Origin of the sequence: Cupriavidus pauculus, from assembly GCF_008693385.1 — a bacterium.
Classification (GTDB): Bacteria; Pseudomonadota; Gammaproteobacteria; order Burkholderiales; family Burkholderiaceae; genus Cupriavidus; species Cupriavidus pauculus_D.
Genome location: NZ_CP044065.1, coordinates 109,992 through 123,842, shown reverse-complemented (window position 1 = coordinate 123,842; position 13,851 = coordinate 109,992). Strand labels below are relative to the sequence as shown.

At 66.3% G+C, this 13,851-nt stretch carries 13 protein-coding genes; 7 read left to right on the top strand and 6 right to left on the bottom strand.

Annotated features, from left to right (window positions below):
- Positions 1–12: 12 nt before the first annotated feature.
- Positions 13–1,056, bottom strand: a complete 1,044-nt coding sequence (locus FOB72_RS00605; RefSeq protein ID WP_150370763.1) for a type IV pilus twitching motility protein PilT — start codon at positions 1,054–1,056, stop codon at positions 13–15.
- A 66-nt stretch (positions 1,057–1,122) separates the two neighbouring features.
- Between FOB72_RS00605 and FOB72_RS00600 the strand changes: the two genes are divergently transcribed.
- Positions 1,123–1,821 carry a YggS family pyridoxal phosphate-dependent enzyme gene (locus FOB72_RS00600; RefSeq protein WP_150370762.1) on the top strand — a complete coding sequence of 233 codons (699 nt, stop codon included), beginning with the start codon at positions 1,123–1,125 and terminating at the stop codon, positions 1,819–1,821.
- A 55-nt stretch (positions 1,822–1,876) separates the two neighbouring features.
- A complete protein-coding gene (proC, locus tag FOB72_RS00595; protein WP_150370761.1) occupies positions 1,877–2,749 on the top strand; it encodes a pyrroline-5-carboxylate reductase in 873 nt (290 codons plus the stop codon).
- A gap of 3 nt (positions 2,750–2,752) precedes the next feature.
- Here proC and ubiA read toward each other — a convergent pair whose 3' ends face one another.
- From ubiA to recG, 5 genes are all read right to left on the bottom strand, one after another.
- Positions 2,753–3,637 (bottom strand): 4-hydroxybenzoate octaprenyltransferase, encoded by an 885-nt coding sequence (gene ubiA / locus FOB72_RS00590; protein WP_150370760.1) that lies wholly within the window; start codon positions 3,635–3,637, stop codon positions 2,753–2,755.
- An 80-nt stretch (positions 3,638–3,717) separates the two neighbouring features.
- On the bottom strand, positions 3,718–4,203 hold the full coding sequence (locus FOB72_RS00585; RefSeq protein ID WP_150370759.1) for a Dps family protein: 486 nt from the start codon (positions 4,201–4,203) through the stop codon (positions 3,718–3,720).
- Positions 4,204–4,328: 125 nt separating this feature from the next.
- Positions 4,329–4,517, bottom strand: a complete 189-nt coding sequence (locus FOB72_RS00580) for a hypothetical protein (RefSeq protein ID WP_150370758.1) — start codon at positions 4,515–4,517, stop codon at positions 4,329–4,331.
- A 90-nt stretch (positions 4,518–4,607) separates the two neighbouring features.
- Positions 4,608–5,564, bottom strand: coding sequence for a LysR substrate-binding domain-containing protein (locus FOB72_RS00575; protein ID WP_150370757.1), 957 nt, complete (start codon positions 5,562–5,564; stop codon positions 4,608–4,610).
- 90 nt (positions 5,565–5,654) lie between these two features.
- Entirely contained in the window at positions 5,655–7,811 is a 2,157-nt protein-coding gene (recG, locus tag FOB72_RS00570) for an ATP-dependent DNA helicase RecG (protein WP_150370756.1), read from the bottom strand.
- Positions 7,812–7,908: 97 nt separating this feature from the next.
- On the opposite strand from recG, the gene queA reads away from it, so the two are divergent.
- The 5 genes from queA to secF all read left to right on the top strand — a co-directional run bounded on the left by queA (position 7,909) and on the right by secF (position 13,777).
- A complete protein-coding gene (gene queA, locus FOB72_RS00565) occupies positions 7,909–8,982 on the top strand; it encodes a tRNA preQ1(34) S-adenosylmethionine ribosyltransferase-isomerase QueA (RefSeq protein ID WP_150370755.1) in 1,074 nt (357 codons plus the stop codon).
- Positions 8,983–8,996: 14 nt separating this feature from the next.
- Complete coding sequence (tgt, locus tag FOB72_RS00560; protein ID WP_150370754.1) at positions 8,997–10,136, top strand: tRNA guanosine(34) transglycosylase Tgt; 1,140 nt, start codon at positions 8,997–8,999, stop codon at positions 10,134–10,136.
- A 231-nt stretch (positions 10,137–10,367) separates the two neighbouring features.
- Positions 10,368–10,694, top strand: coding sequence for a preprotein translocase subunit YajC (gene yajC / locus FOB72_RS00555; RefSeq protein ID WP_109580152.1), 327 nt, complete (start codon positions 10,368–10,370; stop codon positions 10,692–10,694).
- A gap of 206 nt (positions 10,695–10,900) precedes the next feature.
- Complete coding sequence (secD, locus tag FOB72_RS00550; protein WP_150370753.1) at positions 10,901–12,781, top strand: protein translocase subunit SecD; 1,881 nt, start codon at positions 10,901–10,903, stop codon at positions 12,779–12,781.
- Positions 12,782–12,802: 21 nt separating this feature from the next.
- Positions 12,803–13,777: a protein translocase subunit SecF gene (secF, locus tag FOB72_RS00545; RefSeq protein WP_150370752.1), complete on the top strand. Its 975-nt coding sequence runs from the start codon at positions 12,803–12,805 to the stop codon at positions 13,775–13,777.
- Positions 13,778–13,851 lie beyond the last annotated feature (74 nt).

The window sequence follows — 13,851 nt, the reverse complement described above, 5'->3', positions numbered from 1 at the left end:
GCCCTGCCCTCCTCAGCCCATGAAGGCGTCGGGATTCTTCGCAATCGCCCGCGCGTCGTTGTAGTTGATCATGCCGCGCTTGATCAGGTCCGACAGGCACTGGTCGAGCGTCTGCATGCCGAGCCCGCTGCTCGTCTGCATCATCGAATACATCTGCGCGATCTTGTTCTCGCGAATCAGGTGGCGGATGGCAGGCGTCGCGATCATGATCTCGTGCGCCGCGGTCCGGCCATTGCCGTCGCGCGTCTTGAGCAGCGTCTGCGAGATCACGGCCTCGAGCGATTCCGACAACATCGTGCGGACCATGTCCTTTTCCTCGGGCGGAAACACGTCCACGACCCGGTCGATCGTCTTCGCGGCGGAGCTCGTGTGCAGCGTCGCGAAGACCAGGTGGCCCGTTTCGGCCGCGGTCAGCGCGAGGCGGATCGTTTCGAGGTCGCGCAGTTCGCCGACGAGGATCACGTCCGGATCCTCACGCAGCGCGGAGCGCAGCGCGTTCGCGAACGAATGCGTATGCGGACCGAGCTCGCGCTGGTTGATCAGGCTCTTCTTCGAGTTGTGCACGAATTCGATCGGGTCCTCCACCGTGAGGATGTGACCCATGTCGTTGTCGTTGCGGTGATCGACCATCGCCGCGAGCGTCGTCGACTTGCCCGAACCGGTCGGGCCCGTCACGAGCACGAGGCCGCGCGGTTTCATGCACAGGTCCGCGAATACCGCGGGCGCATGCAGATCGTCGAGCGTAAGCACCTTCGAGGGAATGGTACGGAATACCGCCGCCGCGCCGCGCTGCGTGTTGTAGGCGTTGACGCGGAAACGCGAGAGGCCGCCGATCTCGAACGAGAAATCGACCTCGAGCCGCTCTTCATAGGATTTGCGTTGCGAGTCGCTCATGATGTCGTACACCATGGCGTGGACATCCTTGTGCCCCATTGCCGCAACGTTGATACGGCGCATGTCGCCGTGGATACGCACCATCGGCGGCATATCTGCCGAGAGGTGGAGATCGGACGCCTTGTTCTTGACGGCGAAAGCCAATAGCTGCGCGATGTCCATCTATAATGACCCCACCCAAAAATAACTGCTTGTTGTTGTGTACTTCTTTGGTATGTTCGCCGGATTATGTCTGTAATCGCCGCCAACTTGCAAGCCGTGACAAAGCGCATCGCGGCGGCCACACAACAGGCTGGCAGAGACCCCTCCGCGGTGTTGCTGCTGGCCGTTTCCAAGACCGTTTCCCCTGCCGCCGTGCGGGCCGCCTTCGCGGCCGGACAGACCGCTTTCGGTGAAAACTATGTGCAGGAAGGACTGGACAAGATTGCCGCGCTCGACGATTTACGCGCACAAATCCAGTGGCATTTCATCGGCCCGCTGCAAAGTAACAAGACCCGGCCCGTCGCCGAACGATTCGACTGGGTTCACGCGATCGACCGCCTGAAAATCGCGCAGCGGCTGTCCGACCAGCGGCCCGAAGGCCTGCCGCCGCTGCAGGTCTGCATCCAGGTCAATATCAGCGGCGAAGACAGCAAGAGCGGGGTCGCCCCCGCCGAGGTGCTGGCGCTCGCGCGGGAGATCGCGGCCCTGCCGCGGCTGCGGTTGCGCGGGCTGATGGCGATTCCCGAAGCCGAGGACGATCCGGTTGCGCAGCGGCGGCCATTCGCGGCCATGCATGCGCTGCTGGCCACGCTGCGCGAAGCCGGCCTCGACGTGGACACGCTCTCGATGGGCATGTCCGGCGACATGGACGCCGCGATCGCCGAAGGCGCCACGATGGTGCGCATCGGCACGGCCATCTTCGGCGCGCGGCCGCCGAAGGACTGAAACGGACACGACGGGCCGCCTCACGCATTCCCACACTTTCTACGGACCAGACAACATGCTCGATACCCTTACCTTCGGCTTCCTCGGCGGCGGCAATATGGCGTCCGCGCTGATCGGCGGGCTGATCGCGCGCGGCGTGCCGGCCGCGTCCATTCGCGTGGTCGATCCGTTCGCCGAGGCGCGCGAGCGCCTGGCGCGCGTATTTGGCGTGCAGACGCTCGAGGCACCCGACGCGGCGTTCGGCGGCAGCGATGTACTGGTCCTCGCCATCAAGCCGCAACAATTCCATGAAGCGGCCGCGCAACTCGCGCCCCAGATGGCTGCGCGCCAGGGCGGCGGCGGTCTCGTGATCAGCGTGGCGGCCGGCATCCGGCTCGAGGACATGCAGCGCTGGTTTGGCGGCCATGCGCGCCTCGTCCGCGCGATGCCGAACACGCCGGCCCTCGCGGGCATGGGCATGACGGGCCTGGCCGCCGTGGCCGGGCTGTCCGCGCAGGACCGCGACATCGCGACCGCGGTCGCCGAAGCCGTGGGCCAGTGCATCTGGGTGGAGGGCGATGCGCAGATCGACGCCGTCACGGCGATCTCGGGCAGCGGCCCGGCCTACGTGTTCTATTTCATCGAGGCGATGGAGCGCGCGGCGACCGAACTCGGCCTGACCGCCGAACAGGGCCGCAAGCTCGCGGTGCAAACGTTCCGCGGCGCCGCGTCGCTCGCGGATCAGTCCACGGAACCGGTGGCCACGCTGCGCGAGCGCGTGACGTCGAAGGGCGGCACCACGTACGCGGCGCTGACGACGATGGATGCGGGCGGTATCGCGGACGTATTCGTGCGCGCGATGCATGCCGCGGCGGCACGCGGCAAGGAAATGGGGGCGGAATTCGGACGGGCGCGGAGCGCGGACGAGAATAAGGCCGGAAACCCGTAACGCTTATTTCAGTGCATAGGCCAGCGCGGTGCCGGCAAAGAGGCAGGCACCGAGCCAGTTGTTATGGCGAAACGCGGTCATGCACTGCATGCGGTCGCGCCCGCGAATCAGCGTGTAGTGATAGATCGCGCAGCCGACCGCGGCGAGCACGCCGGCCTGATACGGCCAGCCCAGCGAGAGCTGGACACCGACCCACGCCATCGTGATGAGGAACACCGCGTAGCACAGCATGATCGCGGCCACGTCGAAGCGGCCGAACGTGATGGCCGACGTCTTCATGCCGATCAGCAGGTCGTCGTCGCGATCGACCATCGCATACGCGGTGTCGTAAGCCACCGACCAGAACGCATTGGCGGCCAGCATCACCCATGCCACCGGCGGCACCGAACCCTGCACGGCCGCATAGGCCATCGGCATGCCAAACCCGAACGCGATACCGAGGTATGCCTGCGGAATCGCGAAGAATCGCTTGAAGAACGGATAGCTGCCAGCCAGCACCACCGCAATCACCGACAGCCATTTGGTCAGCGCGTTGAGCGGCTGGATCAGCGCGAACGCCACGAGCGCGAGCGCCGCGGCAATGGCCAGCGCTTCCCATCCGGCGATCAGGCCCGCCGTCAGCGGCCGTTCCTTCGTGCGCTTGACGTGCTTGTCGAAGTCGCGATCGGCCCAGTCGTTCATCGCGCAACCCGCGGAACGCATAAGAAAGGTGCCGATAAAGAAAATCGCGAAGATGCCCAGGTCGGGCACGCCGTCCGAGGCCATCCACAGCGCCCACAGCGTCGGCCACAGCAGCAGCAGCGTGCCGATGGGCTTGTCGATGCGGATCAGCCTGGCATAGAGCGCCAGGCGGCTGGGCTGGTGGGGGGCGGCGGCGGGCTGGGACATGAGGATATGGGGGCAAGAACGAAAAACGCGCCCCGGCATTGTAAGCCGGGGCGCGTTTCATGACATCGGCCGGGCAGATATCAGGCCAACATCGCGCGCAGCATCCACGCGGTCTTCTCGTGCGTCTGCATGCGTTGCGTCAGCAGGTCCGCCGACGGCTCGTCGCCGGCGGCGTCGATCGCCGGGAACAGCGAGCGCGCGGTGCGCACCACGGCTTCCTGGCCTTCGACCAGCTTGCGGATCATTTCGGTGGCTTCGGGCACGCCCTCTTCCTCGGGAATCGACGACAGCTTCGCGTATTCCTTGTAGGTACCCGGTGCCGGGTAACCGAGCGCGCGAATGCGCTCGGCGATGGCGTCGACGGCCAGTGCCAGTTCCGTGTACTGCGTCTCGAACATCAGATGCAGCGTGTTGAACATGGGACCCGTCACGTTCCAGTGGAAATTATGGGTCTTGAGGTAGAGGGTGTACGTATCCGCGAGCAGCTTCGACAGCCCTTCAGCAATCTTCTTGCGGTCCTTGTCGGAAATACCGATGTTCACGCTCATCTCGTTCTTCTTTGCCATGGTAGGTCAGCTCCGTTCCGGTAATGCGGGTCATGCCACGAGGAAATTACCCACGAGGGGTTGCGGCCATTATCGCATCGGATGTTATACAGGCACCACTATCCGCCGGTACTAGCCGGGGGACTTCAGGTAGCCAGCGCGGCGAACGCGCGCGCCGCATCGACGAACATCGCCATCGCGCCCAGCGCGACGACGGCCATCCCGATTTCCTTGCGGTAGAGCTTGAGGCGAAGCCGCGCGGCTTCCTGAGCGCGCGGCGCCGTGGCGGCGTCCTGACGGAGCGCGGCGTAATCTTCGATGAACAGCTTGACCATGATGCACCTCCCTGAATGCGATAAGGGAAGTCTACCTAACACTATCGAAAGTCAGAATTTGTTTGTTTCTAACTATCGAATAGGTAATGGCTATGCGGCGACGGCTTCCTGGAGCGGGCTGTCGGAGATGCGGCGGATGCCGGGCAGTTCGCAGGCGGCCACCGCGGTCGCCAGCGCTTCCATGGCGGGCAGGCGCGTGAAGCTCTTGCGCCATGCCAGCACCACGCGGCGATCGGGGACCGGATCGGCGAACGGCACATAGGCGAGCAGGTCGTTGCGCGGCTTGAGGTCGGGCACCGACGTGCGCGGGAGCACCGTGATGCCGACCCCGCTGGCGACCATATGGCGGATCGTTTCGAGCGACGAGCCCTCGAACGTCTTCTGGATGCCGTCCGCGGCCTGCGAGAACCGCGATAACTCGGGGCATACGCCCAGCACGTGATCGCGGAAGCAGTGGCCGCTGCCGAGCAGCAGCATGGTCTGCTGCTTGAGTTCGTCGGGGTCCACATGGCTCTGCGTCGCCAGCTGGTGGCCGCGCGGCACGGCCACGACGAACGGCTCGTCGTAGAGCGGGCGCACGGTCAGGCCGGAGTCGGGGAACGGCTCGGCCATGATCGCGCAGTCGATCTCGCCCTGCTTGAGCAGTTCGATGAGCTTGTTCGTGTAGTTTTCCTGCAGCATCAGCGGCATCTGCGGGACGGTCTCGATCATCTGCTTGACCAGCATCGGCAGCAGATACGGCCCGATCGTATAGATGACGCCGACGCGTAGCGGACCGGCCAGCGGGTCCTTGCCCTGCTTGGCGATCTCGCGGATGGCCATGGTCTGTTCGAGCACGCGCTGCGCCTGCGCCACGATCTGCTCCCCGATGGCGGTCACCGAGACTTCCGACGTGCCACGCTCGAAGATCTGCACGTTCAGCTCGTCCTCGAGCTTCTTGATGGCTACCGAGAGGGTCGGCTGCGACACGAAGCACGCTTCCGCCGCGCGGCCGAAGTGGCGTTCGCGAGCGACGGCGACGATGTACTTGAGTTCGGTGAGCGTCATGACTTATCAGGTTCGGTTAAGCGATAGATTTTAGCTTCTATTGCCGTCGCTGTCAGACCGGCGCGCGAAAGTCCTTCGCGCGTCACAAAATCAGGCCTTCAGGAAATGCTCGCGGCCGCCCAGCCAGCGCAGCAGATGCGCCTCCGTGGCCTCCGGATAATGCGCCAGCATTGCCTCGGCCGCCTCCTGCGCGTATTCCACGAGCCACGCGTCCGTTTCCAGGTCCGCAAAACGCAGCATCGCCTCGCCGGACTGGCGCGCGCCCAGGAATTCGCCGGGCCCGCGAATCTGCAGGTCACGCCGCGCGATCTCGAAGCCGTCCGTGGTCTCGCGCATCGTCGCCAGCCGCTCGCGCGCGGTCGGCGACAGCGGCCCCTGATACATGAGCAGGCACACCGATTCGGCCGTGCCGCGCCCCACGCGGCCACGGAGCTGGTGCAGCTGCGCCAGCCCGAAGCGTTCGGCATGCTCGATCACCATGAGCGACGCGTTCGGCACGTCCACGCCCACTTCGATCACCGTCGTGGCCACGAGCACCTGCAGGCGCCCGGCACTGAATTCGTCCATCACGGCGGCCTTCTCGGCCGGCGGCAGACGGCCGTGAACCAGCCCGACACGCAGGTCGGGCAGCGCGGCCACCAGCGTCTCGTAGGTTTCCACCGCGGTCTGCAGCTGCAGGGCTTCGCTCTCCTCGATCAGCGGGCAGACCCAGTAGACCTGCCGGCCTTCCGCGGCCGCATGGTGCACGCGCTCGATGACCTCGTCGCGGCGCGCGTCGTTGACGAGCCGCGTGACGATCGGGGTGCGGCCCGGCGGCAGCTCGTCGATCACGGATACGTCGAGATCCGCGTAATAGGTCATGGCCAGCGTGCGCGGGATCGGGGTGGCCGACATCATGAGCTGATGCGGGACGCGCTCGTCGGCAACGCGTTCGCCCTCGGCGGCCTTGCCGCGCAGCGCGAGCCGCTGGGCCACGCCGAAGCGGTGCTGCTCATCGACCACCGAGAGGCCGAGCCGCGCAAACCGCACGGTGTCCTGGATCAGGGCATGGGTGCCGATGACGAGCCGCGCCTCGCCCGACTCCACGCGCGCCGCGGCCTCGCGTTTCTCGCGCGCCTTGAGGCTGCCCGCGAGCCAGACCACAGCCACGCCGAGCGGCGCGAGCCACGCGGACAGCTTGCGGTAGTGCTGTTCGGCGAGGATTTCGGTGGGCGCCATCAGCGCGGCCTGATACCCCGCGTCGATGGCCTGGCACGCGGCGAGCGCGGCCACGACGGTCTTGCCGCTGCCCACGTCGCCCTGCAGCAGCCGGTGCATCGGATGCGGGTGCGTCATGTCGGCGGCGATCTCGGCGACCACGCGCTGCTGCGCGCCGGTCAGCCCGAACGGCAGCGCCGCGAGGAAGCGCGTCCGCAGCTGGTCCTGCACCGGTGGCATCGAGGGCGCCGTCTTTTCCCGGCGCGCGGCCTGCGAGCGGCGCAGCGAAATCTGCTGGGCGAGCAACTCGTCGAACTTGATCCGCTGCCATGCTGGATGCGAACGGTCCGCGAGCGCGGCCTCGCTTTCCCCCTGCGGCGGGTTGTGCAGCAGCCGCAGGCAATCCGCGAGCGGGGCAAGGCGCAGACTGGCGAGCGGGCCGCGCAACAGCGGCTGCGGCAGCGTCTCGGGCATCGGCGTGCGCTGGAGCGCGCCGCCGATGGCCTTGCGCAGATAGGCCTGCGAAATGCCAGCCGTGGCCGGATAGACGGGCGTCAGGCGGTCCGGCAGACCTTCGCCCTCGGCGACGGGACGGACGGTCGGATGGACCATTTCGGCCCCGAAGAAGCCGCCACGCACGTCGCCGCGCACGCGCAGCCGCGCGCCTTCGGCCATCTGCTTGGTCTGGCTGCCGTAGAAATTGAGAAAGCGCAGCGTGAGTTCGCCGGTCTCGTCGGCAATCTTGACCACGAGCTGGCGGCGCGGCCGGAACGTGACTTCGTTCGAGACCACCTCGCCTTCCACCTGCGCCGCGATACCCGCGCCGGCACGGGCGATCGCGTCGCGAATCGTCAGGATCGACGTCTCGTCCTCGTAGCGCATGGGCAGATGCAGCACCAGGTCCACGCTGCGGCGCAGCCCGAGCTTGGCCAGCCGCGCGGCGGCGGTGGACGGCTTGGCCGCCGCCTTGGGCGCCGGGCTGGCTTCCTGCGTCGGTTCGGCGGCGTCGGTGGCCCGGGCGGACCGGGTGGCGTTACCTGCTGCTGGCATCGGGTGCGCGTTCGAGGGGTGTATGTACAATGTCGGACCCGCCGATTGTACCCATGCCGCCCGCGGCACTCCGTTCCAGATTCGTTGTTTGCCTGCCATGCCCACGCCTCCCGCGTCCGCCCTGACGCTATCCGACTTCGATTTCCCGCTGCCGCCCGAGCTGATCGCGCAGTCCGCCCTGCCCGACCGTAGCGCCAGCCGGCTGCTCGTGGTCGAGCGCACCGCGCCGGAAGACACCGCGGAGGCCGTGCGCATGCGCGATCGCGCGTTCAGCGACATCGTCGAATACCTGCGTCCGGACGACCTGCTCGTGTTCAACGACACGCGCGTGATCAAGGCGCGCTTTTTCGGCCAGAAGCCCAGCGGCGGCAAGGTCGAGGTGCTCGTCGAACGCGTGATCGACACCGATACGGTGCTGGCGCAGGTGCGCGCCTCGAAGACGCCGCCCGAAGGCAGCCAGCTGCATCTCGCCGATGGCGCCTTCGCGGTGACCGTGGGCCCGCGCGTGGACCAGTTCTTCACGCTGCGCTTTCCCGCGCCCGCGCTGGACCTGATCGAGCGCTACGGCCGCCTGCCGCTGCCGCCGTACATCACGCACGACCCGGACGCCTACGACGAGACGCGCTACCAGACCGTCTACGCGCGCAACCCCGGCGCGGTGGCCGCGCCGACCGCGGGCCTGCATTTCGACGACGCGCTGTTCGCGCGGCTCGATGCGCACGGCGTGCGCCGCGCGTTCCTCACGCTGCACGTCGGCGCGGGCACGTTCCAGCCCGTGCGCACCGAGAACATTGCCGAGCACCGCATGCACTCGGAGTGGTACGCCATCTCCGAGGAGCTCGCGCAGGCCGTGCGCGAGACGCGCGCGCGCGGCGGCCGCGTGATCGCCGTGGGGACCACCTCGCTGCGCGCGCTGGAGTCCGCCGCCGCCGAAGACGGCTCGCTTGCGGCCGGCAGCGGCGATACGGATATCTTCATCACGCCCGGCTACCGCTTCCGCCTGATCGACGCGCTGATCACCAATTTCCACCTGCCGAAGTCGACGCTGCTGATGCTGGTCTCGGCGCTCGCCGGCGTGGAAGCGATCCGCGCCGCCTACCGCCACGCCGTGGACGCACGCTACCGCTTCTTCAGCTACGGCGACGCGATGCTGCTGACCCGCCGGCCCTGACACACGGATCCCCCATGCTCAATTTCGAACTGATCACGACCGACGGCGCCGCGCGGCGCGGCCGCGTCACCCTGAACCACGGCGTCGTGGAGACGCCGATCTTCATGCCCGTGGGCACCTATGGCTCGGTCAAGGCGATGTCGCCGCTCGAGCTCAACGAGATCGGCGCGCAGATCATCCTCGGCAATACGTTCCACCTGTGGCTGCGCCCGGGCCTCGACGTCGTCGGCGCGCATGACGGCCTCCATCGCTTCATCGGCTGGGACAAGCCGATCCTGACCGATTCGGGTGGCTTCCAGGTGTTTTCGCTCGGCGACCTGCGCAAGATCACCGAAGAGGGCGTCACGTTCGCGTCGCCGATCAATGGCGACAAGCTGTTCCTCTCGCCCGAGATCTCGATGCAGATCCAGCGCACGCTGAACTCGGACATCGTGATGCAGTTCGACGAGTGCACGCCGTACGAGATCGATGGCCGCCCGGCCACGCACGAGGAGGCCGCGCGCTCGATGCGCATGAGCCTGCGCTGGGGCAAGCGTTCCCGCGAAGAATTCGATGGCGGCAAGCTCGGTCCCAACCCCAACGCGCTGTTCGGCATCGTCCAGGGCGGCATGTTCGAGGACCTGCGCGACGAGTCCCTGGCCGGCCTTTCGGACCTCGACTTCCACGGCTACGCCATCGGCGGGCTGTCCGTGGGGGAGCCGAAGGAAGACATGATGCGCGTGCTCGCGCACGTGGGTCCGCGCCTGCCCGCCGACAAGCCGCACTACCTGATGGGCGTGGGCACACCCGAGGACCTCGTCGCGGGCGTGGCCGCGGGCGTGGACATGTTCGACTGCGTGATGCCGACGCGGAACGCGCGCAACGGCTGGCTGTTCACGCGCTTCGGCGACGTCAAGATCCGCAACGCCATCCACCGCAGCGACCAGCGCCCGCTCGACGAGCAGTGCGGCTGCTATACGTGCCGCAACTTCTCGCGCGCGTATCTGCACCACCTGTACCGGCTGGGCGAGATCCTCGGCGCGCGCCTGAACACGATCCACAACCTCTACTACTACCTCGAGCTCATGCGCGAGATGCGCGAGGCCATCGAGGAGCACCGCTTCGAGGCGTTCCGCCGGCAATTCGCCGAACATCGCGCCCGCGGCGCGCAGTAGCGCGCGGAAGACGCGCAGTCGCCGCAACGCCAAATCTGACCGGGCGCGCGAACTTTTCGGCGCCCGGCTGTCGAATTCCGGGGCTCCGCGGGCGTGCCGGCGTCACCTGACGCCAAGCCGTCCGAACGCCCCCGAACAAACCCGCAAATCGCCCTAGAATGCACTGGCGGGACATAGACCGGGTGATAGAATGCCCGATTCCCAGATTGATATTTGTGACGGAGAAGTAACGTGCTGATTTCGAACGCCTTTGCCCAGACTGCCAGCGCCGGTGGCGCGGCAGGTGGCCTGATGAGCTTCCTGCCCATCATCCTGATGTTCGCGGTGCTCTGGTTCATCATGATCCGCCCGCAGATGAAGCGTCAGAAAGAGTCCAAGGCCATGCTGGAAGCCCTGGCAAAGAACGACGAGGTCGTGACGGCTGGCGGCATCCTCGGCCGCGTCACCAAGGTGAACGAGAACTACGTAACGCTGGAAATCTCGGAAGGTACCGAGATCACGGTCCAGAAGAACGCCGTCACCACGGTGCTGCCCAAGGGTTCGCTGAAGTCGCTCTGACCGGCGCGTCTTCCCCGGCAAACCGCAATCCGGCGCGCGGCTGACATTTCCCTGTCATCCGCGCGCCCCCGCAGCCGCCTGTACCAGCCAGACGGGTCCGCGAGGCCCCGCCAGGACTGCCAGGCGGCTGTTTGCCAACCGGTCCGGCCATGCCGAGCCGCTTTCCGCGGCGACCCGGCAGGCCGAATCGCAACGACTGGCCAAAGATGAATCGTTATCCGCTTTGGAAATACATCGTGATCCTGGTGGCGCTTGCCATCGGCATCATCTACACGCTGCCGAACTTCTTCGGCGAGGCCCCCGCTGTCCAGGTGTCTTCGGGCAAGGCCACGGTCAAGGTCGACCTCTCCATGCAGAAACGCGTGGAGGACGTGCTGGCGCAGAACCAGCTGCACCCTGACGGCGTGTTCTTCGACGTCTCGGGCCAGTCCGGCTCGATCAAGGCGCGCTTCCGCACGACCGACGATCAGCTGAAGGCCAAGGACGTGCTGTCGCACGCGCTGAACCCCGACGCGAACGATCCGACCTACGTGGTCGCGCTGAACCTGCTGTCGGGCTCGCCGCAATGGCTGACCTCGCTGCACGCGCTGCCGATGTACCTGGGCCTGGATCTGCGCGGTGGCGTGCACTTCCTGCTGCAGGTGGACATGAAGGGCGCGGCCGACAAGAAGCTCGACAGCCTGTCCGGCGACGCGCGCACGCTGCTGCGCGACAAGAACATCCGCCACGGCGGCATCGAGCGCGATGGCGAACGCCTGACCGTGCGCTTCAGCAACGCCGCCGACGCCGACCGCGCGCGCGGCGTGCTGGCCGACAACCTCCGCGAACTCGCATTCACGAACGACGGCAACAATATTGTCGGCACGTTCACGGAAGCCGCGCGCCGCGCGGTGCAGGACGCCGCCGTCAAGCAGAACATCACCACGCTGCACAACCGCGTGAACGAACTCGGCGTGGCCGAGCCGGTGATCCAGCAGCAGGGCTCGGACCGCATCGTCGTGCAGCTGCCGGGCGTGCAGGACACCGCCAAGGCCAAGGACATCATCGGCCGTACCGCAACGCTCGAGGCGCGCCTGGCCGATCCGGACGCGCCGCGCAACCCGCGCGCGGGCGACCCGGTGCCGTTCGGCGACGAACTGTTCACGCAGGGCAACGGCGCGCCGGTGATTCTGCGCAAGCAGGTGATCTTTACCGGCGACCGCATCGAGAGCGCGTCCGCGGGCTTCGACCAGAACCAGCGTCCGTCGGTCAATATCAAGCTCGACGCCCAGGGCGGCCGCGTGCTGCGCGACGTGTCGCGCGAGAACATCGGCAAGCCGATGGGCATCGTGCTGTTCGAGAAGGGCAAGGGCGAAGTGCTGACCGTGGCGACGATCCAGTCCGAACTGGGTTCGAGCTTCCAGATCACCGGTTCCTACTCGACCGAAGCCGCGAACGACCTCGCGCTGCTGCTGCGCGCCGGTTCGCTGGCCGCGCCGATGGACATCATCGAGGAACGCACGATCGGCCCGTCGCTCGGCGCGGACAACATCCAGAAGGGCTTCGACTCCGTGGCCTACGGCTTCAGCGCGATGGCCGTGTTCATGGTGCTGTACTACATGCTGTTCGGCGTGTTCTCGGTGGCCGCGCTGGCCGTCAACCTGCTGTTGCTGATCGCAGTGCTGTCGATGCTGCAGGCCACGCTGACGCTGCCCGGCATTGCCGCTATCGCGCTGGTGCTCGGTATGGCCATCGATGCGAACGTGCTGATCAACGAGCGGATTCGGGAAGAGCTGCGCGCGGGTGCCTCGCCGCAGATGGCCATCGCGATCGGCTTCGACCGCGCATGGGCCACGATTCTCGACTCCAACGTCACCACGCTGATCGCGGGCCTCGCGCTGCTGGCCTTCGGTTCCGGTCCGGTGCGTGGCTTCGCTGTCGTGCACTGCCTGGGTATTCTCACGTCGATGTTCTCGGCGGTCTTCTTCAACCGCGGGCTCGTGAACCTCTGGTACGGCCGCAAGAAGAAGCTGCAAAGCGTGTCGATCGGCCAGATCTGGAAGCCGGGTGCCGAGGCGCCTGCCGCCAAGCCGCCCGTCGCGAAGTAAGAGGACACAGAGGACAACATCATGGAATTCTTCCGCATCAAGCGCGACATTCCGTTCATGAAGCACGCGTTGGTCTTCAACGTGGTGTCCTTCCTGACGTTTGCCGCAGCCGTCTTCTTCCTCTTCCACAAGGGCCTGCACCTGTCGATCGAATTCACGGGCGGTACCGTGATGGAGGTCAACTACCAGCAGGCCGCCAACCTGGAGCAGATTCGCGGCCAGGTGGGCAAGCTCGGCTATACCGACGTGCAGGTGCAGAACTTCGGCACCTCGCGCGACGTGATGATCCGCCTGCCGCTCCAGAAGGGCGCGGACGGCAAGCCGGTGACCTCGGCCGAGCAAAGCCAGCAGGTCATGACCTCGCTGCAGGCGGCGACGCCTGACGTCAAGCTCCAGCGCGTCGAGTTCGTCGGCCCGCAGGTGGGCAAGGAACTGGCCACCGACGGCCTGCTGGCGCTGCTGTGCGTGGTGATCGGTATCGTCATCTACCTGTCGTTCCGCTTCGAGTGGAAATTCGCGGTCGCGGGCATCATCGCCAACCTGCACGACGTGGTGATCATCCTCGGCTTCTTCGCGTTCTTCCAGTGGGAATTCTCGCTGTCGGTGCTCGCGGCGATTCTCGCGGTGCTCGGCTACTCCGTGAACGAGTCGGTGGTGATCTTCGACCGGATTCGCGAGAACTTCCGGAAGTACCGCAAGATGACCACGCACGAGATCATCGATAACGCGATCACAAGCACGATCTCGCGGACCATCATCACCCACGGCTCGACCGAAATGATGGTGCTGTCGATGTTCTTCTTCGGCGGCCCCACGCTGCACTACTTCGCGCTCGCGCTGACGGTCGGTATCCTGTTCGGTATCTACTCGTCGGTGTTCGTGGCCGCGGCACTCGCGATGTGGCTCGGCGTCAAGCGCGAGGACCTCGTCAAGGGCGAGAAGAAGGGCGGCGAGAATACGGATCGGAACGATCCGAACTTCGGCGCGCAAGCCTGACGACGATTCCAGTACCAGAAAAAACGCCCGGGATATCCCGGGCGTTTTTGTTTGCGGCCAGTGGAACGAAGCGG

Excerpts from the sequence above, each read along its gene's own strand:
- FOB72_RS00605 (WP_150370763.1), bottom strand. The coding sequence starts at position 1,056 with ATGGACATCGCGCAGCTATTGGCTTTCGCCGTCAAGAACAAGGCGTCC.
- FOB72_RS00600 (WP_150370762.1), top strand. The coding sequence starts at position 1,123 with ATGTCTGTAATCGCCGCCAACTTGCAAGCCGTGACAAAGCGCATCGCG.
- proC (WP_150370761.1), top strand. The coding sequence starts at position 1,877 with ATGCTCGATACCCTTACCTTCGGCTTCCTCGGCGGCGGCAATATGGCG.
- ubiA (WP_150370760.1), bottom strand. The coding sequence starts at position 3,637 with ATGTCCCAGCCCGCCGCCGCCCCCCACCAGCCCAGCCGCCTGGCGCTC.
- FOB72_RS00585 (WP_150370759.1), bottom strand. The coding sequence starts at position 4,203 with ATGGCAAAGAAGAACGAGATGAGCGTGAACATCGGTATTTCCGACAAG.
- FOB72_RS00580 (WP_150370758.1), bottom strand. The coding sequence starts at position 4,517 with ATGGTCAAGCTGTTCATCGAAGATTACGCCGCGCTCCGTCAGGACGCC.
- FOB72_RS00575 (WP_150370757.1), bottom strand. The coding sequence starts at position 5,564 with ATGACGCTCACCGAACTCAAGTACATCGTCGCCGTCGCTCGCGAACGC.
- recG (WP_150370756.1), bottom strand. The coding sequence starts at position 7,811 with ATGCCAGCAGCAGGTAACGCCACCCGGTCCGCCCGGGCCACCGACGCC.
- queA (WP_150370755.1), top strand. The coding sequence starts at position 7,909 with ATGCCCACGCCTCCCGCGTCCGCCCTGACGCTATCCGACTTCGATTTC.
- tgt (WP_150370754.1), top strand. The coding sequence starts at position 8,997 with ATGCTCAATTTCGAACTGATCACGACCGACGGCGCCGCGCGGCGCGGC.
- secD (WP_150370753.1), top strand. The coding sequence starts at position 10,901 with ATGAATCGTTATCCGCTTTGGAAATACATCGTGATCCTGGTGGCGCTT.
- secF (WP_150370752.1), top strand. The coding sequence starts at position 12,803 with ATGGAATTCTTCCGCATCAAGCGCGACATTCCGTTCATGAAGCACGCG.